22 protein-coding genes are annotated in these 21,540 nt (G+C 58.7%); 2 read left to right on the top strand and 20 right to left on the bottom strand.

The window, feature by feature from the left end:
- Positions 1–12: 12 nt before the first annotated feature.
- The 3 genes from Q674_RS38025 to flhA form a co-directional block, all read right to left on the bottom strand.
- Positions 13–825, bottom strand: coding sequence for a MinD/ParA family protein (locus Q674_RS38025; protein ID WP_011785450.1), 813 nt, complete (start codon positions 823–825; stop codon positions 13–15).
- A gap of 73 nt (positions 826–898) precedes the next feature.
- A complete protein-coding gene (gene flhF / locus Q674_RS38020) occupies positions 899–2,212 on the bottom strand; it encodes a flagellar biosynthesis protein FlhF (protein ID WP_023009865.1) in 1,314 nt (437 codons plus the stop codon).
- Between the two features lie 55 nt (positions 2,213–2,267).
- Positions 2,268–4,442 (bottom strand): flagellar biosynthesis protein FlhA, encoded by a 2,175-nt coding sequence (gene flhA / locus Q674_RS38015; protein ID WP_011785452.1) that lies wholly within the window; start codon positions 4,440–4,442, stop codon positions 2,268–2,270.
- A gap of 223 nt (positions 4,443–4,665) precedes the next feature.
- Between flhA and upp the strand changes: the two genes are divergently transcribed.
- Together upp and Q674_RS38005 are read left to right on the top strand one after the other, a co-directional pair.
- Positions 4,666–5,304 (top strand): uracil phosphoribosyltransferase, encoded by a 639-nt coding sequence (gene upp / locus Q674_RS38010; RefSeq protein ID WP_011785453.1) that lies wholly within the window; start codon positions 4,666–4,668, stop codon positions 5,302–5,304.
- Positions 5,305–5,306: 2 nt separating this feature from the next.
- A complete protein-coding gene (locus Q674_RS38005; protein WP_011785454.1) occupies positions 5,307–6,563 on the top strand; it encodes a uracil-xanthine permease family protein in 1,257 nt (418 codons plus the stop codon).
- A 52-nt stretch (positions 6,564–6,615) separates the two neighbouring features.
- Here the strand turns inward: Q674_RS38005 and flhB are convergent, their stop codons facing one another.
- The 17 genes from flhB to fliF form a co-directional block, all read right to left on the bottom strand.
- The gene (gene flhB, locus Q674_RS38000; protein ID WP_011785455.1) at positions 6,616–7,752 is read right to left on the bottom strand and encodes a flagellar biosynthesis protein FlhB; all 1,137 of its coding nucleotides are present in this window, start codon (positions 7,750–7,752) and stop codon (positions 6,616–6,618) included.
- Positions 7,753–7,754: 2 nt separating this feature from the next.
- Positions 7,755–8,540: a flagellar biosynthetic protein FliR gene (gene fliR, locus Q674_RS37995; protein ID WP_023009864.1), complete on the bottom strand. Its 786-nt coding sequence runs from the start codon at positions 8,538–8,540 to the stop codon at positions 7,755–7,757.
- A gap of 4 nt (positions 8,541–8,544) precedes the next feature.
- Positions 8,545–8,814, bottom strand: a complete 270-nt coding sequence (gene fliQ, locus Q674_RS37990) for a flagellar biosynthesis protein FliQ (protein WP_014421042.1) — start codon at positions 8,812–8,814, stop codon at positions 8,545–8,547.
- Positions 8,815–8,822: 8 nt separating this feature from the next.
- Positions 8,823–9,584, bottom strand: coding sequence for a flagellar type III secretion system pore protein FliP (gene fliP / locus Q674_RS37985; protein ID WP_023009863.1), 762 nt, complete (start codon positions 9,582–9,584; stop codon positions 8,823–8,825).
- A 4-nt stretch (positions 9,585–9,588) separates the two neighbouring features.
- Complete coding sequence (gene fliO, locus Q674_RS37980) at positions 9,589–10,038, bottom strand: flagellar biosynthetic protein FliO (protein ID WP_023009862.1); 450 nt, start codon at positions 10,036–10,038, stop codon at positions 9,589–9,591.
- A gap of 1 nt (position 10,039) precedes the next feature.
- Positions 10,040–10,540 (bottom strand): flagellar motor switch protein FliN, encoded by a 501-nt coding sequence (gene fliN / locus Q674_RS37975; RefSeq protein WP_023009861.1) that lies wholly within the window; start codon positions 10,538–10,540, stop codon positions 10,040–10,042.
- The gene (gene fliM, locus Q674_RS37970) at positions 10,533–11,531 is read right to left on the bottom strand and encodes a flagellar motor switch protein FliM (RefSeq protein ID WP_011785461.1); all 999 of its coding nucleotides are present in this window, start codon (positions 11,529–11,531) and stop codon (positions 10,533–10,535) included. Before fliM ends, fliN begins: the two co-directional genes overlap by 8 nt.
- A 42-nt stretch (positions 11,532–11,573) precedes the next feature.
- Positions 11,574–12,074: a flagellar basal body-associated protein FliL gene (gene fliL / locus Q674_RS37965; RefSeq protein ID WP_011785462.1), complete on the bottom strand. Its 501-nt coding sequence runs from the start codon at positions 12,072–12,074 to the stop codon at positions 11,574–11,576.
- A 181-nt stretch (positions 12,075–12,255) separates the two neighbouring features.
- Positions 12,256–13,440 (bottom strand): flagellar hook-length control protein FliK, encoded by a 1,185-nt coding sequence (locus Q674_RS37960; protein ID WP_023009860.1) that lies wholly within the window; start codon positions 13,438–13,440, stop codon positions 12,256–12,258.
- 97 nt (positions 13,441–13,537) lie between these two features.
- Positions 13,538–13,888, bottom strand: coding sequence for an Hpt domain-containing protein (locus Q674_RS37955; RefSeq protein WP_023009859.1), 351 nt, complete (start codon positions 13,886–13,888; stop codon positions 13,538–13,540).
- A 23-nt stretch (positions 13,889–13,911) separates the two neighbouring features.
- Complete coding sequence (locus Q674_RS37950) at positions 13,912–15,636, bottom strand: fused response regulator/phosphatase (RefSeq protein WP_023009858.1); 1,725 nt, start codon at positions 15,634–15,636, stop codon at positions 13,912–13,914.
- A gap of 10 nt (positions 15,637–15,646) precedes the next feature.
- Positions 15,647–15,952 (bottom strand): STAS domain-containing protein, encoded by a 306-nt coding sequence (locus Q674_RS37945; RefSeq protein WP_014421036.1) that lies wholly within the window; start codon positions 15,950–15,952, stop codon positions 15,647–15,649.
- A 137-nt stretch (positions 15,953–16,089) separates the two neighbouring features.
- Entirely contained in the window at positions 16,090–16,533 is a 444-nt protein-coding gene (gene fliJ / locus Q674_RS37940) for a flagellar export protein FliJ (RefSeq protein ID WP_011785467.1), read from the bottom strand.
- Entirely contained in the window at positions 16,533–17,924 is a 1,392-nt protein-coding gene (gene fliI, locus Q674_RS37935; protein WP_011785468.1) for a flagellar protein export ATPase FliI, read from the bottom strand. Before fliI ends, fliJ begins: the two co-directional genes overlap by 1 nt.
- A complete protein-coding gene (locus tag Q674_RS37930; RefSeq protein WP_023009857.1) occupies positions 17,905–18,795 on the bottom strand; it encodes a flagellar assembly protein FliH in 891 nt (296 codons plus the stop codon). The genes fliI and Q674_RS37930 overlap by 20 nt, the downstream gene beginning before the upstream one ends.
- On the bottom strand, positions 18,795–19,838 hold the full coding sequence (fliG, locus tag Q674_RS37925; RefSeq protein WP_011785470.1) for a flagellar motor switch protein FliG: 1,044 nt from the start codon (positions 19,836–19,838) through the stop codon (positions 18,795–18,797). The genes Q674_RS37930 and fliG overlap by 1 nt, the downstream gene beginning before the upstream one ends.
- Positions 19,831–21,537, bottom strand: coding sequence for a flagellar basal-body MS-ring/collar protein FliF (fliF, locus tag Q674_RS37920; protein WP_023009856.1), 1,707 nt, complete (start codon positions 21,535–21,537; stop codon positions 19,831–19,833). The genes fliG and fliF overlap by 8 nt, the downstream gene beginning before the upstream one ends.
- Positions 21,538–21,540: the final 3 nt, after the last annotated feature.

Genomic DNA, 21,540 nt, shown 5'->3' with positions numbered 1-21,540 from the left:
ACTGGATTCAGATCAGACTTCGACGAGCCGCTCCACGAAGAATTCGAGATGCCCCCTGGGAGAGGACGGCAAAGGCCAACTGTCCACTTTTTCGGCCAGAGCCCGGATAGCCAGCGAGGCTTTCGCCCTCGGATAGGCATCCAATACCGCTTTCTGTCTTTGGACGGCTTTCTTGACGGCCTCGTCGTAAGGCACGATACCTACATATTGTAGTGCCACATCCAGAAAACGCTCGGTGACCCGGGTCAGTTTTTCAAACAGATGGCGGCCTTCCTGCTCATTGCGGACCTGGTTTGCCAGGATACGGAAGCGGTTGGTGCCATAATCCCGGTTCATCAGCTTGATCAACGCGTAGGCATCGGTAATGGAAGTAGGTTCGTCGCAGACCACCAGCAGAAGTTCCTGCGAGGCCCTGAGGAAGCTGACCACCGATTCAGAAATACCTGCGGCGGTATCCACAATCAGAACGTCAATCTGGTCGCCCAGCTCACTGAAAGCGTTGATCAGGCCGGCATGTTCCATGGCGCTGAGCTGGGTCATACGCTGAGTGCCGGAGGAAGCCGGTACAATCTTGATACCACCAGGGCCATTCACCAGCACGTCTTTCAGATCACAATCGCCGCTGAGTACGTCTTGCAGATTTCGATTGGCGGTAATGCCGAGCAACACATCGATGTTGGCGAGCCCGAGATCCGCGTCCAGCAAGACAACCCGGCGCCCCTTCTGGGCCAGGGCGATACCGAGATTGACCGAAACATTGCTCTTGCCGACACCGCCCTTGCCGCCGGAAACCGCAATCACCTGAACCGGATGTGGTCTGCTCATACTGTTATCAGTCTCTTACTACGTTCTTGTACGGGCACGCGTGCCGGTGTTTTATTCTGGTCGCCAACGAGGCTCAGGCACCTTCGGCGACTGTCTGTGCGCTCTGCACGGCCTTAAGCCGTTCTACGCCCAGGCGCACTAACGGAATGGCCTCCGCCCTCTGGAGATCTTCCGGTATCTTCTGGCCATCGGTGTACCAGGCCACCGGTAAGCTGGTCTCCATAACGAACCCGAGCGCTTCGCCCAGGGTCAGGGCCTCATCAATCTTGGTCATGATGCAGCCTGCAAGGTTTGCCATCTTATAGCAATGCCACACGGATTTCATGATACGTGGCTGACTGGTGGCGGAGACCACCAGATGTGTACGGATATTGTGATCGCTGCGAGCCAACTCCGCCAGTTGTTCCTGGTAACCGCGGTCGGCACTGGTCAGGCCGGCAGTGTCAATCAGCACCAGGTGTCGATCCGATAACTCATCAAGAATGTCATCCAGGGAATGGCTCTCATCCACCACACGCACGGGCACATTCAGGATGCGGCCGAACACGAAGAGCTGCTCATGAGCGGCCACACGATAGCGGTCGGTGGTCACCAGTGCCAACGAATCCGGACCATGCTCAAGGACGTAGCGGGCCGCCAGCTTGCCAATGGTGGTGGTTTTGCCAGACCCGGTTGGCCCGACCAGGGCATAGATACCGCCGGCATCAAGCCAGTCTTCGCGACCGGTACGAACGCCGGTCGCCAGCATTTTCAGTGACTGCTTCCAGCCGTCCTCCAGACGCCCGGCCCGGTGCCGACGGGACAGAGAGCCGGCCAGCTCCGCGCCCAAACCGAACTCCTGCAGGCGCTCGGCCAATCGTTGCTGAACTGCGCTGTTGCCGGTCGGCGTGGCAGTTGCAGCCTTACCACTGACCAGATCACGCAGAGAGCTGATTTCGGCACGCATACTGGCCAGTTCATCGGCATAGCCACCGGCGCCGGATTCGCTACCCGCAAACGGCTTTGCCAGCGCTTCATCACTGGGACGTGACGCCGGAAAATCGGCAGTCTCGAAAGACAAGGACGACGCCACGCCACCTGAGGCGCCACTTCCTGCGCGCTTTTCCCGAACCTCACGAATGCGACTGCGGGACCGGTTCAGCTCCTCTTCCAGCCGACGATGCTGCTCGGCCTGCATCTCTGCCAGCCGGGAGCCGTTGGTGGCTTCAACCGCCCTATCGCCAAGACGCTGACGCGCCATGTTTTCGTCGTAGTCGAGTGCCGTCACGATCTCAACACCACCATCAACCCGGCGGTTAGACAGAATAACGGCATCCGGCCCCATTTCGTGGCTTACCTGCTTCAGGGCCTCAGCCATGGACTGCGCAAAAAACCGTTTTACTTTCATGCTGTTTCATCCTCCCACCGGCAAGCACTCTGGCTCCCCGCGATGCTCCGTCGGTTTATTGACCCACAGAAGCGACTATCGTGATCTGTTTGTTATCCGGGATTTCCTGGTAAGAGAGCACATGCAAACGCTCTACCCCGTAGCTGGCAAACTTCGCCAGTACTGGCCGCAAGGGCCCCGAAACCAGCAGGATGGCGGGCTTGCCGAGCATTTCCTGGCGCTGCACGCTGTCCTGAAGGGATCGTTGCAGCTTTTCCACCATGTTGGGCTCAAGCACCAGACCAATGTCATCCTGACCGCCGGATTGTTGACTCTGCTGAACAGACTTCAGCAATAACTGTTCCAGGTCTGGATCCAACGTGATAACAGGGATTTCGGCGTCGTTGCCACAAATACTCTGAACAATCATCCGGCGCAGCGCCTGGCGGGCTACCGTGGTCAGTACTTTCGGGTCCTGACTCTTTGGATGCACGTTCACGATGGCCTCGGCAATGGAGCGCATATCCCGCACCGGCACTTCTTCTTTCAACAGGTTCTGCAAAACTTTCAACAGGATGCTGATGGAAATCGTGGTCGGCACCAGTTCCTCCGCCAGCTTGGGCGAAATCTTCTCCAACTGGTCCAGCCACTTCTGGGCTTCTTCGTGGCCAATCAGTTCATGAGCGTGTTTCTGCAGGATCTGATTCAGATGTGTCGCCACCACGGTACTCGCATCCACCACGGTGTACCCCAGGGTCTGGGCCTGATCCTTCCTGTCGGACTCAATCCAGATGGCGTCCAGGCCGAAGGCGGGGTCCTTGCCGGCAATGCCTTCAACTTTGCCAAACACCTGCCCCGGATCAATGGCCAGCTCCCGCTCCGGATGGATCTCGGCCTCGGCAATGGTCACGCCCATCAGGGTAATCCGGTAGACGTTCGGCATAAGATCCAGGTTGTCGCGAATGTGCACCGAAGGCATGAGGAAGCCCAGATCCTGCGAAAGCTTCTTACGAACCCCTTTGATCCGACTGAGCAATTGTCCACCCTGGGATTTGTCTACCAGCGGGATCAGCCGGTAACCCACTTCCAGCCCGACAATGTCCACCGTGGCCACGTCATCCCATCCGAGCTCGCGGGTTTCCCCCGGCGCCGGCAGTGCCTGCCCCTCGCTGCCCGGACGATCCGGAGAAATTTCCGCACCCTGCCGGGCCGCACCACCAGCCATGCCGCCGCGGCCAACAAAACCACCTTCATCCTCAACCGTTTGCTGCTGTTTCTTCCAGATAAACCAGGCTGCGCCAGCGGCCAGCAAACCAAGGCCGAGAAACGCGATGTGGGGCATCCCCGGAATCAGGCCAAGCAGAATCAGGATACCGGCCGCAATGCCCAACGCTTTGGGAGCGCTGAACATCTGCTGAATGATCTGGCCACCCATGTCCTGGCTGGACGTTACCCGGGTAACCATGATGGCGGCCGACGTGGAGAGCAACAGCGAGGGAATCTGGGCAACCAGACCATCACCGATGGTCAGCAGGGCATAACGCTCCATTGCCAGACCAAAATCCAACCCGTGCTGCATCATGCCGATAGCCACACCACCAACGATGTTGATAGCCAGGATCAGCAACCCCGCAACGGCATCGCCTTTCACAAACTTCGAGGCGCCGTCCATAGAACCGTAAAAGTCCGCTTCCTGAGCGATTTCCGAACGGCGTGACTTGGCCTCGTCCTGATTGATCAGCCCGGCGTTCAGATCGGCATCAATCGCCATCTGCTTGCCAGGCATGGCATCCAGAGTGAAGCGGGCACTGACCTCAGACACCCGGCCGGCACCTTTGGTGACAACCAGAAAGTTGATGATCATAAGGATGGCGAAAACCACCAGACCAACAGCGTAGTTTCCCCCAATCAGGACTTCACCAAAGGACTCGATCACCTTACCGGCAGCATCGCCGCCCTCATGGCCGTTCAGCAATACAATCCGGGTGGACGCCACGTTCAGGCCCAGCCGCAACAGGGTGGCCACCAGCAATACCGTGGGGAAGGAGGCAAATTCCATCGGCCGCATGGCGTACACACAGACCAGCAGAATGACGATGGACAGAGTGATGTTGAAGGTGAAGAACACATCCAGCAGGAACGCCGGCATGGGCAGAATCATCATGCCAAGCAGCCCCATCAGCATCAGGGGGATGCCGAGGTTCCCCCGCGTCAGGGATTTGACGTTGTTAAGGACTAGAGCTCTGTCCATGCCGGGTCTGTCTCCACGTATCTGTGCCTGCGGGCATTTTCCGGGTCGAAAATCTGACACCGGGGGTCGCTTTCCGGGTGGTATCGCAAGAACCGTACCAGCCCTTGCAAAATTTGACGTCTGAGCACCTTTCAACGCCTGACGCAGCGGCCCAGATACGGTATCCTTTCGCCATTTGCATTATCCCGATTCAAGCCAGAAACCCGAACACACAGGTGACCCCATGCCGATCCATGAAGTGAAGCACCCTCTGATCCGCCACAAGCTCGGCCTCATGCGCCGCGCCGACATCAGTACCAAAAACTTCCGAGAGCTGGCACAGGAAGTTGGCGCGTTGCTGACTTACGAGGCCACCAAAGACTTCAATCTTCAGGAAAAAACCATTGAGGGCTGGGCCGGCCCGGTCTCCGTGGAGCAGATCCACGGCAAGAAGGTAACCATCGTGCCCATCCTACGTGCCGGTCTGGGCATGCTGGACGGTGTCCTGAGCCTGATTCCGGTGGCCCGGGTGAGCGTGGTTGGCCAGATCCGCAACGAAGACACCCTCGAAGCGGAAACCTACCTGGAAAAACTGGTAGGCGAGTTGGATCAGCGCATGGCCCTGATCATCGATCCGATGCTGGCTACCGGCGGCTCCATGATTTCCACCATCGATTTGCTCAAAAAGGCCGGTAGCACCGAAATCCGGGCTCTGGTTCTGGTGGCTGCGCCGGAGGGCGTGGAAAAGGTTCTGGAAAAACACCCGGACGTGTCCATCTACACCGCATCGGTGGATGAGCGCCTGAACGAGAAAGGCTACATTCTGCCGGGCCTGGGTGATGCCGGCGACAAGATCTTCGGCACCAAGCAGAAGGACGTCTGAGCATGCAGGACCATAACAACGATCCGGTCTGGAAACAGGCTATTGCCGGTTCCCAGATGCTGCTGGTGGCTTTTGGCGCCCTGGTACTGATGCCACTGATTACCGGCCTGGACCCGAACGTCGCGCTGTTCACTGCCGGCCTGGGCACTCTGATTTTTCACATTGTCACCGGTGGCCAGATCCCGATCTTCCTGGCTTCATCGTTCGCGTTTATCGCGCCGGTGCTGGCCTCCAAAGGCCGCTTTGGCCTGGAAGAAACCCTCGGTGGCCTGATGGCCGCAGGCATTCTGTATATCATTCTGTCCGGGGCGATTCGCCTGCGTGGCACCGGCTTCATTACCCGGCTGCTGCCTCCGGTGGTGATTGCACCGGTCATCATGACCATCGGCCTGGGGTTGGCTCCGGTAGCCGTGTTTATGGCTACAGGCAAAACCGGTGACGGCCAGACTCAGCTGGTGCCCTACAACACTGCCATATGGATTGCCATGATCTCTTTGGCCGTGACCATCATCATGTCGGTCTGGGCCAAGGGCATTTTCCGGCTGATCCCGATCATGTTCGGTGTCCTCGTGGGTTACCTTCTCTCTGCCATCATGGGCATTGTTGACACAACGCCGATCCAGCAGGCTGAGTGGCTGGCAATGCCAAACTTCGTAGCACCGGCGTTCAGCTGGGGCGCTATCCTGTTCATGATTCCGGTCGCCATCGCACCAGCCATCGAACACATCGGCGACGTTCTGGCCATCGGTAACGTTACCCGCAAGAACTATCTGGAAAAACCGGGCTTGCACCGTACCCTGCTGGGTGATGGTCTGGCCACCAGCGCTGCCTCGCTGCTTGGCGGTCCTCCCAACACCACGTATTCCGAGGTAACCGGTGCGGTGATGCTGACCAAGAACTTCAACCCGAAAGTTATGTGGTGGGCGGCGGTGGTTGCCATTGTTCTGGCGTTTGTCGGCAAGTTCGGCGCCGCGTTGCAGACCATTCCGGTACCGGTTATGGGCGGCATCCTCTGCCTGCTGTTCGGTTCAATCGCCGTTGTGGGCCTGAATACCCTGATCCGACATCAGGTGGATCTGTCCCAGTCCCGTAATCTGGTGATCGTAGGCGTGACCCTGGTCTTTGGTATCGGCAACATGGCGCTGGGCCAACTGGAAGGCATCGCCCTGTGCGCAGTGGTTGCCATCATCCTTAACCTGATCCTGCCGGGCGAACGGGAAGCCTGGGGCAAGCGGATTCACGAGCACGAATCCAGCTGACCCCGCGGAAAGCAATATCCTGCCTCTATTCCGATCCCCGGAATAGAGGGCTTCAGATATCACGCCGCATATCGGGCGGAATCGGGAAGTCCGGCATGCCGGGCTTCGGCCCCCGGCCCTTGCGGAACTGACGCAGCTGGAAGACGTAGGCCAGCACCTGAGCAATGGCCATGTACAGGCCGTCCGGAATCTCTTCACCAATATCGGTATTGTGATACACCGCCCGTGTCAGTGGCGGTGTTCGCAGGACCTCGACCTTGTTCTCCCTGGCAATTTCCATAATCTTGAAGGCCACCTCGTCTGCCCCCTTGGCCACCACCACTGGCGCGCCCATGGTTTTCTGATCGTACTTCAATGCCACGGCATAGTGGGTCGGGTTGGTAATCACCACATCGGCCTTGGGAACGTCCTGCATCATCCGGCGCTGGGCCATCTCCCGCTGGAGCTGGCGAATCTTGCCTTTGACCTCCGGCTTGCCCTCGGTGTCCTTGTACTCGTCCTTGACCTCCTGCTTGGTCATACGGAGCTTTTTCTGGTGATCGTAGATCTGGAAAGGCACATCGATGGCGGCAATAGCAATGGTGGCGCAGGACAGGAAGAAGAAACTCCAGCCCAGCGTCCACAGCACGTGCTCCATGGCAGGTACGGTCGGCTCTTCGGCAATCGCAAGCAAGTCTTCGGTGCGAAGGTTCAGAATCAGGATGGCGACCGCCATCACCAGGCCCACCTTGGCAATCGCCTTGACCAGCTCGATCAGGGAGCGCATGGAGAACATTCGTCCCAGGCCCTTGATCGGATCCATCCGGTTGAATTTCGGTGCGATGGCCTTGGCACTGAACAGCAGACCGCCGATGCCAATGGAGCCGGCAATGGCGGCAATCAGCAACATCACCAGTATCGGTGACAGCGCCCAGGCCGCCTCTTTGGCCGCCAGTATCAGTTGAACACTCATATGCCGGGTATCAAAAATCGCTGAGCGCTCGATTACGAAGGAGTCGCGCATGATGGACTCAATAGAAGCGCCAAGCGACGTACCAAAAATCAGAAGCCCGCCAGCACCGGCCAGCAATACCGCCATGGTGGCGAGTTCCTTGGAACGAGCCGTCTGGCCTTCCTCCTTGGCCTTCTCCAGGCGTCGGGGGGTAGGCTCTTCGGTTTTTTCCTGACTGTTGTCGTTCTCTTCGGCCATGGTCAGGGTTGCCCTTGCAGAGCGCGCATGAAATCAAACGTTTCCCGCGTGTACTGATCGAAGTGTGGCAGGAAATTGGCGTGTAAGACCCAGATAGCAAACAACCCAAAAATCAGGCCAATCGGAAAGCCGAGGGCGAAGATGTTCATCTGAGGCGCCGCACGGGTCATTACACCGAAAGAGATGTTCACAATCAGAACCGCAGTCACGGCCGGCAATGCCAGCAACATGGCAGAGGCAAACATCCATGAAATGCGATGGGCCAGCGCCCACACACCATCCTGCCCCAGCCCTTCCAGGCCAATAGGCAAGGTGTAGAAACTCTCGATGAACACCTCGAAGGCCACCAGATGGCCATTCATCACCAGAAACAGCAAAGTAATGGTGATGGTGTAGATCTGAGCCAGCACTGGCACGTTAACACCATTGGTGGGGTCTACCATGGAGGCAAAGCCCAGGCCCATCTGCATGGCAATCATCTGCCCGGCGATCACAAATAACTGCCAGAGTGCGGTCAGCGCGAAGCCCAGGCCGACACCAATCAGGATCTGCTGCAGCGTGATGACGACCGCGTCGGCACTGAGCGCTTCCACCTGGGGAACGGGAGGGATCATGGGCACAATCAGGATGGTCATCAGTAACGCCAGTCCCAGCCGCACCCTCGCCGGCACCAGTTGAGTACCGAAAACAGGGATGACCATGAGAAAACTGGCCAGCCGGAACAATGGCCAGATATGCTGCCCCACCCACTGGCCGATCAGATCTGCACTGAACTCCGCCGGCAGCATGGGCTCAGCCGATCAGATAGGGAATGCGGGAGATCAGCCCGTTGGCGTGGTCCAGCAAGGTGGTCAGCATCCAGGGCCCGGCGGCAATGATCACGATCAGTGTGATCAGGAGGCGAGGCAGGAAACTGAGGGTCTGCTCGTTGATCTGGGTGGCAGCCTGGAAGGTACTGACCACAAGACCAATCGCCAGCCCCGGCCCGATGATGACGGCAGACAGCAAAACAATCAGCCAGAGCGCTTCTCGCAGTATGTCGATAACCGTTTCCGGAGTCATGATACCTCCTAGATCCCGTAACTGGCGGCCAGGGTTCCCATGATCAGGGCCCAGCCATCCACCAGCACAAACAGCATGATTTTAAACGGCAGCGAGATGATAATGGGTGACAGCATCATCATACCCATGGCCATCAGAACACTGGCCACCACCATGTCGATGATCAGGAATGGTATAAACAGAATAAACCCGATCTGGAACGCCGTCTTCAGTTCACTGGTGACAAACGCCGGCATCAGAATCCAGAAAGACACGTCCTGCGGTGTTTCATACTGAACATCGGCAATCCTCATGAACAGCGCCAGGTCGTCTTCTCGAGTCTGCTCCAGCATAAACTTGCGAAACGGCTGGCTGGCCAGTTCCACCGCCTCCAGTGAAGTCACCTCTTCCTGCAGGTATGGTTGCAGGCCCACCCGGTTCGCCTCTTCCAGCACCGGCTTCATGATAAAAATGCTCAGAAACAGCGCCAGCCCCAGCAAGATCTGGTTGGAGGGTGTGGCCTGTAGCCCCAGAGCCTGACGAAGAATCGCAAAGACCACGATGATCCGGGTAAACGAGGTCATCATCATCAGCATGGCCGGCAGGAAGGTCAGCGCGGTCATCAGCGCCAGGATCTGCAGGGTTACCGAATATTCCTCGGTGCCGTTCTCACCTGGTTCAACTGTAAATGCGGGGATGCCGGGCAGATCAGCCTGGGCCAGGGCGGGAAGACAAAGGCCGGCAATCAGGGTAAGCCAGGGAAAACCGCGTTTGAGAATGGCCACCACCATGACGTTAGTCTTTCCTTTCCGGCGCTGACCAGGATTTGCCAATCATGGACTGCAGCTTGCGGGCGAAGTCACTGGAACCGGCATTGCCGGCATCCACCACCGGTTCATCAAACACATGCAGGGTTCTGATCGTGCTGGGTGTGATACCAAGCAGAATCTGCTGCTGCCCCACTTCCACCAGCGCGATACGTTCTCTGGCGCCGATGGCCAGTACGGACACCACTTTAATGGCATTGTTGTTCATACCGGTCATGCCGCTCATCCGCCGGATCAGCCAGGCACAACCGTAAATGATGGCCACCACCGCCAGCAGGCCTGCTCCCAGGCTCAGTATCGTCGCCACAGTATCCGGGGCACGCCCGCCAGAGGCAGCGGTATCTCCCGCCTTTGCCGCTTCCTCAGACAACAGCGGCAACGGTGCCCAAAGCAGCAACCAGCCAATCAGTCTTGCCATATTATTTCTGCAGCCGTTTGATTCGTTCGCCCGGGCTGATAACGTCCGTCAGCCGGATACCGAACTTCTCATTCACCATGACCACCTCACCGTGGGCGATCAGGGTGCCATTGACCAGCACATCCAGTGGCTCGCCCGCCAGCCGATCCAGTTCGATCACCGAGCCCTGGTTCAGCTGGAGCAGATTGCGTATCGGAATCTGGGTGTTGCCCACTTCCATGGAGATGGTGACGGGGATATCCAGGATCACGTCGATGTCCGGAGACTCGCCACCACCAGCGCCCTGATCCGCACCAAACTCCTCCATGGGAGCGGTGCGCACGTCCTGGTGTTCCGCTTCAGGTTGGTCGTCGCCACCTTCAGCCTCAGCCATAGCCGCTGCCCACTCGTCTTCCCGGGAGCCCTCTGCATCGCCAGACTCGTCCATTGCCGCTTCCCACTCGGCCGCCAGCTTTTCGTCTTCGCTGAGTTCCTGCTCGTCTTTCTTGTCGTCGTCAGCCATTGCGTCCCACCTTCAGTTGTTTCTTTACCTTGGGCAACTTGGCCCGGTCGTGAATCCTCAGCGCCAACTTACCGTCGCGGGTGCCCAGCGTTGCCTTGTAGATTGGAATACCATTGGCGGTCACCGTCAGGTGCTCGGGAATTTCTACCGGAATCACATCCCCGGCTTTCATCCGGGCAATGTCGCGCAAAGAGATGCGGCGCCGGCAGACGGTGGTATTGATTGGCACATTGACCTCTTTGATGTCCTCCTGCAAGGCGTTTACCCAGCGTTCGTCGACATCATCAATATCACTCTGCACACCCGCATCCAGCACATCGCGGATTGGCTCAATCATCGAGTACGGCAGTGCAAAATGAAGTTCGCCGCCTCCTCCATCGAGTTCAATATGGAAGGTACTGACCACCACCACTTCGCTCGGGCTGACGATGTTGGCCATGGCCGGGTTGACTTCCGAACTGAGGTATTCGAATTCCACCTGCAAGACCGCATGCCAGGCTTCTTTCATGTCGTGGAAGACCTGATTCAGCACCATTTGCACAATGCGGGTTTCGGTAGGGGTGAATTCCCGGCCCTCGATCTTGGCATGGCGACCCTCACCACCGAAGAAGTTGTCCACCAGTTTGAACACCAGCTTGGCATCCAGCACGAACAGGGATGTACCGCGTAACGGGCGAACCTTGCACAGGTTAAGGCTGGTGGGCACATACAGGGTATGGATGTACTCACCGAATTTCATGATCTGGACACCGCCGGTGGAGACATCGGCATTGCGGCGCAGCAGGTTAAACAGACTGATACGGGTATAGCGGGCAAAACGCTCGTTAATCATCTCGAGCGTTGGCATGCGGCCACGGACGATCCGATCCTGGCTGGCGAGGTCGTAGTTCTTTACGCCGGTATCATCGGTCTCTTCATAGGTATCGATGTCGCCATCATCCACCCCGTGGAGGAGGGCATCGATCTCGTCCTGTGACAGTAAATCCTGCATACCTGTTCCTGCCCCTAACTGTTGGTTATCCGCCCGGTACGATTACTGAACCACAAAATTCCGGAACAATACCCGGTCGATTGCCGGCTCCCCTTCCTGCTCCAGCACCTGATTCACAGTCTGCAGCATGCTGTCGGCCAGCGTCTGACGACCTTCCGGCGTTTGCAACTGCATGAAGTCGCTGCTGCCCAGCACCATCACCAGTTGGCTGCGGATAAGCGGCATATGAACGTCAGCGGCGGCCAGTGCAGCAGGATCTTTGGCTTCGAATGATACATAGACCTGGGCATAGCGCTGTCGACCCTGAGCCTGAACGGTGGTCACCAGGGCTTTCTCAATTTCGGTATAACTGCTGGCGACAAACGCGGGCTCTGCCGAAGTCGTGGTTTCGGCGTCATCTGCGCCGGGCAATCCTCCGCCCAGGAACCAGAGTGTCCCGACCACGGAAAGGCCCACCGCCAGGATAATGATGATCACCAGCATGATGATCAGTTTCAGCTTGCCTTTTTTGGCAGGCGCTTCGGTCGCAGTATTTTCGGCCATAACACTCGCTTGTCACTTTTTTGGCGTCCGGAAAGCTCCGAACAACCTTTCGCTGATGTGATGCAAAGGCCGGGCCAGACAGCCCATCCCCTGTATTCAGAACCGCAGTTTAGCGTTGCCGGAGGGGATGGGCAAAGAAGTCGGAAGACAGCAGGCTGAATTGGTCAGAAATCATCCGGACTCAGGCAAAGACGTCCACTTCACCCCGCCAGCCCAGATCAAGCTGGCCGGTGCTCAACGACTCTGCATCAGCATCGTGGCTGGCCAGGGATGATCCACCAGAAGACCGACCATCGCCCTCACCGGCCTCACCACTCTCGCCACCGGCCTGCTGACCGCCCTGGTCAGAGACATCAAACTGCCCCAGGGACAACCCCTGTTCACCCAGCATGTCGCGGAGCCGGTGGGAGTGCTGTTCGAGCTGCTCCCTCACCACCGGGTTGGCCGCATGCACGGTGACGCTGGCCTGATCGTTGTGGACTTTTACCTTGACTTCCATTGGCCCCATATCCGGAGGCGTGAGGTGTAATTCGGCAACCGACATATTGCGGGCGGTCAGCCAACTGAGCTTGCCCATGACCTTGTCGCCCCACTCCGCCTGTCCAACCGGCACATCCACCGAGGTGGTGTAGCCCCGGAGCGGAATGTTGGCGTCCGCAGCCAGTTTTCCGGGCTGTGCTGCCTGCTGCGCTGCGGTATCCATTACACTCTGGAATCTGGGATTGGAGAGCAGACTGGTCGGATCAACGGGACGGGCGCTCTCAGCGCTTGTCGCACCGGCAAGCAGGTCGGTTAGCTGCATGCCCGGAGCCAGAGCGGTGCTGCCTCCCCCGGCAGATGTTTGCCCCGGCAGGCCCTTGATCAGTCCGGGAGTGGCCTGAGTTCCTGTGAGCGCCATATTTGATGCCAGGCTCTCAGGTCCGCCCGTACCGGATTGGTTGGCGGCTGCAGGATACAGCGACTGAAGATTGGCGAATGTCAGGGGCATCAGCGGTTCGGCAACGACCAGGGCATCGTCTGCCTCAGTATCGCCGGTATTGCTGGTGTCACTGGCCGAGGAAGGACGGGCCGGTGAATCGGAGTCCGCTACCTGCTTTTGGTCAGTGGGCGTATCATTTTTTTCTGGCCGGGTACCGGAGGCTTCGGCTTTCTCATCGGCCCGGTCGGCCGCCTTGCGTTCCTGCGCGGCATCAGCCTGATCCCGACGTTCGGCGCGCTTGGCATCCATCCGCTTCTGCTCGGCCCTGGACAGCTCGTCAAAACGACTGTCACCGGCCTCCGGGTCCTTCCGGCCTTGCGATTTCGCTGCACCGACCTCTGGCTGACTCGTTTTCGCCGGTGCCTGGGGAAGTATGGTCTGTTGCATGGCAACCTCTTGCCGCTTTAGATCTCAGGTAGCCCCTGTTCGGAGCGTTTTCCTGAGAGCTGCAAAAGCGGTGCCAAACCTTCACACGGGCTGACGTTCAGGCCTCCTGGCCAAAGTTTTGCAAACGTCTAGCCACCTCCGAAAACTCGGCCTCAATCTGTTCAAGCACTGCAGGGGCCTGTTCCAGAGTGGCGTCCTTGCCCAGTTGCTCGGCCTCAAAACACAGGCCTCCGAGCCTGGGAGCACCGATATTGATGCAACTGCCCTTGAAGCTGTGCGCGGTCTTGGCGAAGTGCTCCGGGTCGGCCGTTGCCAGCGCCTCCCTCAGGCCGTCAATGCGTGAACGGGAGTCTGCCAGGTAGGTCTGGATCAGGACATCAAACTCGTCTTCCATCACATCCTGCAGTTCGGCCAGCGCCTCCACGTCAAGATGGGGTTTGTCGTTCATTCGCTATCCTCGTTTGTCGGCACTCAGGCGCCACTGATTATGGCCGCGTCGGGGAACCACCAATCATAGACGATTTCCACGCGATTGCCCCGTCCGTGAACCTTGAGAATTCGCGTCATACGCCGGAGGATTTCCAGCCCCCGGCCCGCGTATCGGCCGGTTGAAGCCGCCTGCTGTTGCATCACTGTGTCAGAATATTCAGCAAAATCAAAACCATCACCACTGTCTTCACAGACAACGGTAAGCGTACCTCCGCCCTCCCTGGGCTGATGCTCAAGAGAAAACCGTATGAAATGCCCATCGGTGCTCCCCAGTCTGCGCGTTCGCTCCTGGTAATAGCGGCTGAAACCGCCAGGTGACGTTTTCCACTCTGAGGACAGGGCCAGAACACCGTGCTCAAGAGCATTGTTGTAGAGTTCCGACAACAGGGTGTAGACCTCACCGCTTCGGCTCCTCAGTCCGGGCACTTCCATACAGATATGCAGTAAAAGCGGCAGTGGGTTGAAGTCTGCCAGAGTCTGTTCCCTCAGCTCATAGACGCAGCGCCAGTCCGCCGGGCCCGTCAACGCCGATTCAGGAATCTTGTCGGGCATTGCCTCTGGCGCCTCCGCCCGGACCATTTGCAGGCAGCAGAGCGTCAGGTCATCAGCCAGCTCTGGCTTCCCGGTGTGCTGCTGCATTCTCTCCAGCAGGGCCTCGAACGGCTCCTGCCCTGCTTCCAGACCCGCCAGAACGCTCAAGACACCTTCCTCGCCCAGGCTTTCACCGCCACTATTGGGCGCCTCGGGGAGCCCGTCGGTCATCATCACCAGCCAGTCGCCCGGTGCCGCATCCAGCACGGTCATGGAGGCCGAAAACTGGTCCGGCTCCCGGACACCCAGCGGCAGATGCCGGGACGGAATGGCGACACGGTCGCCTGCGGCACGCAACAGCCAGCCATCCGGCAAGCCACCATTCCAGACACGCAGGCTGTTGTGTTTGAAGTCAGCCTCAACCATCAAACCACAACAGAACATGCCTACCGGCAGTATTCGCCGAAGCTTGCGGTTGATTTCCCGGAGGACATCCGGGGCGCCGAAGCCTTTGGCTGCCATCCCGTAGAAGATTTCAGCAACCGGCATGGCGCCGATGGCGGCAGGTAATCCGTGCCCGGTGAAATCACCCAGAAACACCAGAGTGCCGCCCCCGGGGCGCTGAGCAGCAAACAATACATCGCCGTTGAAAACCGAGAGGGGGGATGCATGGTGGCGGATGTTGGGGGCATCCAGACAACCGGTATGGGCAATGTTATCGAACACCCGCCGCGCCGTGCGCTGCTCGTCCAGCATCTGCTGATTCTGGCGCCGAATATGGTCACGCTGGTCCGACAATGCCTGGTGCAACCCCCTCATACGATTAAACGCGTTGATCTTCGCTTCAAGAATCACGCGATTGTAGGGTTTGACGAGAAAGTCGTCGCCGCCGGCTTCAAGACACCGGGCCAGATCGCCCGCCCCCGACAGGGAGGTGAGAAAGATGAGCGGCACCAGGCGCTCGCCTGCCAGAGCCTTGATCTGACGAGCGGCCTCCATTCCGTCCATCCGCGGCATCAGGGCGTCCAGCAACACCAGATCCGGCTGGGTCTCCCGGAACAGATCCACCGCCTCGGTACCGTCTTCGGCTTCAATCACGGTATGGCCCAGGCGGCTTACAAGCCGCGCCAGAATCAACCTGTCGCTGGCACTGTCCTCGGCAAGAAGTACCTTCAAGGGAATCGCCTCAGCGAATGCTGAACAACTGCTCGAAGTTGGAAATGGAGAGAATTCGCCGGACATCGCTGTTGCAGTTCTCGATTGAGATGCGGGCGCCATCTCCGCCGGCATGATCCCTTAACAGAAGCAACATGCCCAGAGCAGAGCTGTCGAGGTAAGTGGTGTCTGAAAGATCAATGACGTAGTGGCTGACGGTGGGTTCGCTGTGCTCGTAGGCATCCCGAAAGGATTGATGGGTACTGAAATCGAACCGACCCTCCACGCAGATCGTGAGGGTCTTGCCGTCATCGCTCCGGCGTGTCTCTATAGGCATTCCTGAACCTCCCGGCACATTCCACCAATGACTTTCCTTCGCTGCCAGCCATTGATGGCAAGCTTATCTGGTAAAGGATAGTCAAATAAACGGAAATTGCATCCGGGTTATCTGATGCAGATCACCGGGGACTACAATTATCGCTGTCGCCGGGCAAAGGCCCGACCGGCAGCTTCGTCCGCCAGTTTCTGGTCTCTGAGATCCTGTTCCCGCTGTTCCTGTTGCCGACAGGACTCAATGTATTTTTCCATACCACGGCGACGTTCCCAGGCCTGTTGCCACTCCCGGCGCCTGGCTTCAAACACCTGTTCCGCCTGTTGCAGCTGCCGCTGTTGCTGGGCAATCACCTGGTCCAGCTGGGCAATAAAAGCCTGCCAGGCCTGCAGCCGCGCCACAGGAACAACACCCTGCTGGCTCGCGCGGATCTGGTCACGATACTCCTGCTGATAGCGCTCCAGGTTTTCCACCTGTTCGCGATGCGCCTCCACCTGCTTACGGGCCTCACCAAGGCGCTCCAACGCTTCCTGTTCTTTCCGCTCTTCAAGGGAGAGGACAACTTCAAGCCGTTTCGATCGCAGCATCAGACATTATCCCGATTGCCGGCGGGGTTCGGCACCGCCGTCTTTCTTCGTTCCGGTGAACGTCGTTCCGGCACTACCGCCATCAGTTGCTCAATCGCCTCCGTGAGGGGAGCACTTTCATTCAGCCCCTGCTGCAGAAACTGGCTCATATTGCCTATGTGCTGGATGGCAAAGTCAGTCTCCGGGTCGGAACCTTTCACATAGGCACCCACACTGATCAGATCACGAGCCTGCTGGTAACGGGAGTAAACCTGCTTGAATCTCTGGGCCCGGGAGAAATGCTCAGAATCAGTCACCTGGGGCATTACCCGGCTGATAGAGGCCTCCACATCAATCGCCGGATAATGGCCTTCTTCCGCCAGCCGCCGGGATAAGACGATGTGACCATCAAGGATGGCCCTGGCTGCGTCGGCAATGGGATCCTGCTGATCGTCGCCTTCCGTCAGAACGGTATAAAACGCGGTAATGGAACCACCGCCGGGTCGGCCATTGCCTGTGCGCTCGACAAGTTGCGGCAGCTTGGCAAAAACCGAGGGCGGATACCCCTTGGTCGCCGGTGGTTCGCCAACGGCCAGGGCGATCTCCCGCTGTGCCTGGGCGTAGCGGGTGAGAGAATCCATTAAAAGAAGAACGCGCTTACCCTGATCGCGGTAGTATTCGGCAATTCGGGTGGTGAGCATGGCAGCGCGCAGGCGCATCAACGGCGAGTCATCTGCCGGAGCGGCTACAACCACGGAACGAGCCAGGCCTTCATCGCCGAGAATGTCCTCTATGAATTCCTTGACCTCCCGGCCCCGTTCACCAATCAACCCAACCACGGTAATGTCCGCATCCGTGAACCGGGTCATCATTCCCAGCAGCATACTCTTACCGACACCACTGCCGGCAAACAGGCCGAGACGCTGCCCCTGCCCTACGGTCAGCAACGCGTTGATTGCACGGATTCCCACATCCATGGACTGACGCACCGGAGCCCGGTTCAATGGGTTGATGATGTCGCCGGTCAGCTGCACTCTGGCCTCTGCCTGCAACGGTCCCTTGCCGTCCAACGGGTCGCCGGCACCATTGACCACTCGCCCCAGCATTTGCGGGCCCACCGGCACCCTGCTGGCCGAGGCCAGAGGAATCACCCGGGCTCCGGGCTTGAGACCTTCGATGGCGGTCAGCGGCATCAGGTAAACCTTATCTTCCTCAAACCCCACCACTTCCGCTTCAACACTGGTGGCGCTATCACCCTGAATCAGACAACGGTCCCCCACCACCATCGGGCAACCCACGCACTCCAGCGTGAGACCCACCATGCGCGTAAGCCGGCCAGACAATTCTGGCGCCGGCTCGTCGCTGATGGCCCCCTGAAGCTGCCGTAACCGTTCAGCCAGGCGTGATGTCATCGTCCTGGCCCTGGTCGTTGAATTCGTCAGACTCGGATTCTGGCGGTGATGTCATGCCCGAATCACTCAGCACATCCCGGTGAAAATCGGTCAGCTCCCCCATACTGGGTGCCAGCTCCTCCTGATCCGGACCGACAGGCTCCGCCAGCTGTTCTTCCAGCATAGCCTGAACCACCCGCTGGAAGCGCTTCTCCACGGTGTAATCCACCAGACTATGGCGCGATTCCACTTTACAGCCACCAGGCATGAGAGAGTCGTCCTCAATGAGGACCGCCGGTGATTCCAGGCGCTCTGTGACTTCCCGTACCGGCTCGATATCGTCGGGGTGAATATGAATGCGGAGATTATCGGCGGTAGAGGGCAGTGACGACAGAGCCCGACGCACCACCTGGCGAATCTGGGAGGAATCAATGCTGAGCTCACGGAAGACCACCGCCCGGGCCAATACGGTAGTGAGGTTGACCAGCACCGCTTCCAGCTCGTCTTCATGGCGCTCGATGGGCAACAACAGCTCACCCATCAGATGCTCCAGCCGTTCCATCCGGGAGGCAACTTCCTGACGCGTCTGCTCCGCAGCCTGCTGCTCGCCCTCGCTCCGCCCCTCCGCCTCGCCTGCGGCGTAGCCATCTTTGCGCCCGTCTGCGCAACCCTGCTCAAAGCCTTCCGCGTAACCGGCCTGCCGGCCCTCCTGAAAACCGTCCTCGCGGGCAGCCTGGCGAATATCTTCCAGGTCGGCCGCGGTCAGCGGCTTGACTTCCTCTTCCTCGACAACCTGGTTTCCGCGCTCATCAAGCAGGGGCAATTCCCACCGTTCCCAGGCGGTCATCTGTTCTTTCGGTATGCGCTTGCTGTCCTGATCGGAATCTTTCATCACATCATTTCTTCGCCACTACCACCCAGCGAGATCTCGCCGGCTTCAGCCATACGGCGAGCAACAGTGATAATGTCTTTCTGGGCCGCTTCGACTTCGCTGACCTTGACCGGCCCCTTGGCTTCCAGATCATCCTGCAGCAACTCCGCAGCACGCTTGGACATGTTCTTGAAGATCTTCTCCTTGACGGCTTCGTCGGCACCTTTGAGTGCCACCACCAGCACCTCCGAGGAGACCTCTCGAAGCAGCGCCTGAATACCCCGATCATCAATATCCTTGAGGTTATCAAACACGAACATGAGGTCTTCAATGGTGGACGCCAGATCCGGATCCATGTCTTTGATGGAATCCATCAACGAGCCCTCAATCCCCCGATCCATGAAGTTCATGATATCGGCCGCTCGCTTCACGCCACCAATCCGACTGGTCTGGGAGGCCGCGCCACCGGAGAACTGCTTCTCAAGGATGTCGTTCAGTTCCTGCAGGGCCTGTGGCTGAATGCTTTCCAGCGACGCCACCCGCATCATCACATCCAGTCGCACTTTTTCATCAAGTGTGCCGAGAATTTCAGCGGCCTGGTCCGGGTCTAGGTAGGAGATAACAATGGCCTGAATCTGGGGATGCTCGTAACGGATAATATCGCCCACAGCCCGGGGCTCCATCCACTTAAGAGTATCCAGGCCGGTGGTATTGCCGCCAATCAGGATTCGGTCAATCAGGCTCGCGGCCTTGTCATCACCCAGCGCCTGGGTGAGCATCGCCCGGATATAATCGTCATTACCAACCCCCAAACCGGTCTGGCCGCCGACAGCGTCCACAAACTGGTTAAGCACGTAGGTGACGTCGTCCTTGCTGACGTCTTTCATCTGCGCCATGGCGACGCCAACCCGCTGAACCTCTTTCGGCCCCATGTGCTTGAGCACCTCAGCAGCGTCCGCTTCACCCAGAGACATCAGCAGGATCGCCGCCTGCTCCACTCGCGGAATCTTGCGCTGCGGCTTTTTCGGGGCATCCCCCTGCAACTGGCCGTTTTCTTCAGTCATCGACATTCACCCACTGGCGCATAACCTGTGCAACCCTGGCGGGATCTTCCGCAATCAGGCCTTTGAGTGCATTCAACTGTCTATCATAGCTGTCTGTGGCGCCCGGCAAAAGCAGGTCATCCTGAGACGACATGGCATCGCGTAGTGCCTGCCCGCCTTCAATATCAGCAAGGCCACCATACTCACCCTCTTCTCCGCCTTCACCACGCTCGCGGCGACCGCCACCGGACAGTGTCTTCAGGGTGGGGCGCAGCAAGCCAAGAACCAGAATCAGAATGACCAGTCCTGCCAATACCTGCTTCATAAAATCCCAGAACCAGGGCTGCTCCCAGAAGCCCGGAGCTTCAAACTCCACCGCTTCCTCAGGGGCAAACGCCGTATTCATGACGGTAACGCTGTCTCCGCGGGACGCGGAATAGCCAACCGCATCACGCACCAGCATGCTCAGCCGTTGCAGTTCGGCCTCTGGCCAGGGTTGATAGCTCACCTCGCCGGTTTCAGGGTCGACCACTTTCATGTCATCCACGGCGAGGGCCACGGTCACCCGCTTGACCGCACCCAGCTCCTGACGGGTGTAGCTGACGGTACGATCCAGTTCATAGTTCCGGGTGGATTCACTCCGGACATTCACCGGCGGAGCCGCGGGGGCGCCATCTTCACCTTGGGCCGCATTGGCCTGCTCCGGAACCGTGGCGGCCCCTGGCGGCTGATTGGCCAGCGCACCGGGAATGCCACCCTGGGCTCCCGCCACACGCTGCTCAGACAACTCGCGCTCACTGCGCACCGCCTGCTGCTCCGGGTTGTATAACTCTTCGGCCCGCTCGACCGCCGAGAAGTCCAGGTCCGCAGTGACTTCCGCGCGGTAACGCCCTTCGCCGACAATCGGGCCAATAAGGGACGCGACACGGCGGGTCAGCCGTTCTTCAACCCTGGACGTGTATTCATACTGGTCTTTCATCCGATCCGTTTCGGCCTGAACATCATCGCCCGTCAACAGATTGCCGTTCTGGTCAACTACAGTGACCTGATCCCGGTTCATCATCGGGATGCTGCCGGCCACCAGGTTGACGATGGCCCGAATCTGTTCTGGCTCAGGACGACGGCCCGCAAACACTTCAAGAAACACCGAGGCGGTCGGTTCACGGGCATCCCGGATAAACACCGAACGCTCGGGAATGGCCAGGTGCACCCGGGCATTTCGAACACCACGCATGGCGGCGATGGTCCGGGCCAGTTCGCCCTCCAGTCCGCGCCGGTAGCTGATGGTTTCCATAAACTGGGACGTTCCCAGACCACGTTCCTGGTCCAGCAACTCATAACCCATGGTCTTCTGGTCGGTTACGCCTTCAGCAGCAAGCTTGAGGCGCGCGTTATAGACCTGTTCAGACGGCACCAGCAATGCTCCGGTGCGGGGGTCCATCTTGTAATCGATACCATTGCTGTCGAGGATGGTGGTCACGTCCTGCGGGTTGTAGGCAGACAGATCCCCCACCACCGGCTGGTAATTGGGCTCCTGGGCCCAGAGCACCACAGCCAAACCCAGTGCCACGCTGGCGGCCAGCCCCACCATAAGCCCGACCTGGCGCAGCAGATTCAATCGGTTGAACCCGAGCAAAGGATTGCTACGGCTCTCAGGAGTATCACTCTCCTGGGTAGCCGGCAGGTCAGAGGCGGCGGTTTCCGCGGGTACGCTTGCCATGCT

This window comes from Marinobacter sp. EVN1, from assembly GCF_000475375.1.
Taxonomy (GTDB): Bacteria; Pseudomonadota; Gammaproteobacteria; order Pseudomonadales; family Oleiphilaceae; genus Marinobacter; species Marinobacter nauticus.
Note: the sequence above shows the minus strand (reverse complement) of the source record. Positions and strands in the feature narration are given on the sequence as shown.

Coding starts and splice junctions, on each gene's coding strand:
- flhA (WP_011785452.1), bottom strand. CDS start 4,442: ATGGACAGAGCTCTAGTCCTTAACAACGTCAAATCCCTGACGCGGGGG.
- fliP (WP_023009863.1), bottom strand. CDS start 9,584: ATGGTGGTGGCCATTCTCAAACGCGGTTTTCCCTGGCTTACCCTGATT.
- fliM (WP_011785461.1), bottom strand. CDS start 11,531: ATGCAGGATTTACTGTCACAGGACGAGATCGATGCCCTCCTCCACGGG.
- flhB (WP_011785455.1), bottom strand. CDS start 7,752: ATGGCCGAAGAGAACGACAACAGTCAGGAAAAAACCGAAGAGCCTACC.
- Q674_RS37955 (WP_023009859.1), bottom strand. CDS start 13,888: ATGAACGACAAACCCCATCTTGACGTGGAGGCGCTGGCCGAACTGCAG.
- fliI (WP_011785468.1), bottom strand. CDS start 17,924: ATGACATCACGCCTGGCTGAACGGTTACGGCAGCTTCAGGGGGCCATC.
- Q674_RS38025 (WP_011785450.1), bottom strand. CDS start 825: ATGAGCAGACCACATCCGGTTCAGGTGATTGCGGTTTCCGGCGGCAAG.
- Q674_RS37960 (WP_023009860.1), bottom strand. CDS start 13,440: ATGCAACAGACCATACTTCCCCAGGCACCGGCGAAAACGAGTCAGCCA.
- flhF (WP_023009865.1), bottom strand. CDS start 2,212: ATGAAAGTAAAACGGTTTTTTGCGCAGTCCATGGCTGAGGCCCTGAAG.
- fliL (WP_011785462.1), bottom strand. CDS start 12,074: ATGGCCGAAAATACTGCGACCGAAGCGCCTGCCAAAAAAGGCAAGCTG.
- fliJ (WP_011785467.1), bottom strand. CDS start 16,533: ATGCTGCGATCGAAACGGCTTGAAGTTGTCCTCTCCCTTGAAGAGCGG.
- upp (WP_011785453.1), top strand. CDS start 4,666: ATGCCGATCCATGAAGTGAAGCACCCTCTGATCCGCCACAAGCTCGGC.
- fliR (WP_023009864.1), bottom strand. CDS start 8,540: ATGCTGCCGGCGGAGTTCAGTGCAGATCTGATCGGCCAGTGGGTGGGG.
- fliF (WP_023009856.1), bottom strand. CDS start 21,537: ATGGCAAGCGTACCCGCGGAAACCGCCGCCTCTGACCTGCCGGCTACC.
- fliQ (WP_014421042.1), bottom strand. CDS start 8,814: ATGACTCCGGAAACGGTTATCGACATACTGCGAGAAGCGCTCTGGCTG.
- Q674_RS38005 (WP_011785454.1), top strand. CDS start 5,307: ATGCAGGACCATAACAACGATCCGGTCTGGAAACAGGCTATTGCCGGT.
- Q674_RS37945 (WP_014421036.1), bottom strand. CDS start 15,952: ATGCCTATAGAGACACGCCGGAGCGATGACGGCAAGACCCTCACGATC.
- fliO (WP_023009862.1), bottom strand. CDS start 10,038: ATGGCAAGACTGATTGGCTGGTTGCTGCTTTGGGCACCGTTGCCGCTG.
- Q674_RS37930 (WP_023009857.1), bottom strand. CDS start 18,795: ATGAAAGATTCCGATCAGGACAGCAAGCGCATACCGAAAGAACAGATG.
- fliG (WP_011785470.1), bottom strand. CDS start 19,838: ATGACTGAAGAAAACGGCCAGTTGCAGGGGGATGCCCCGAAAAAGCCG.
- fliN (WP_023009861.1), bottom strand. CDS start 10,540: ATGGCTGACGACGACAAGAAAGACGAGCAGGAACTCAGCGAAGACGAA.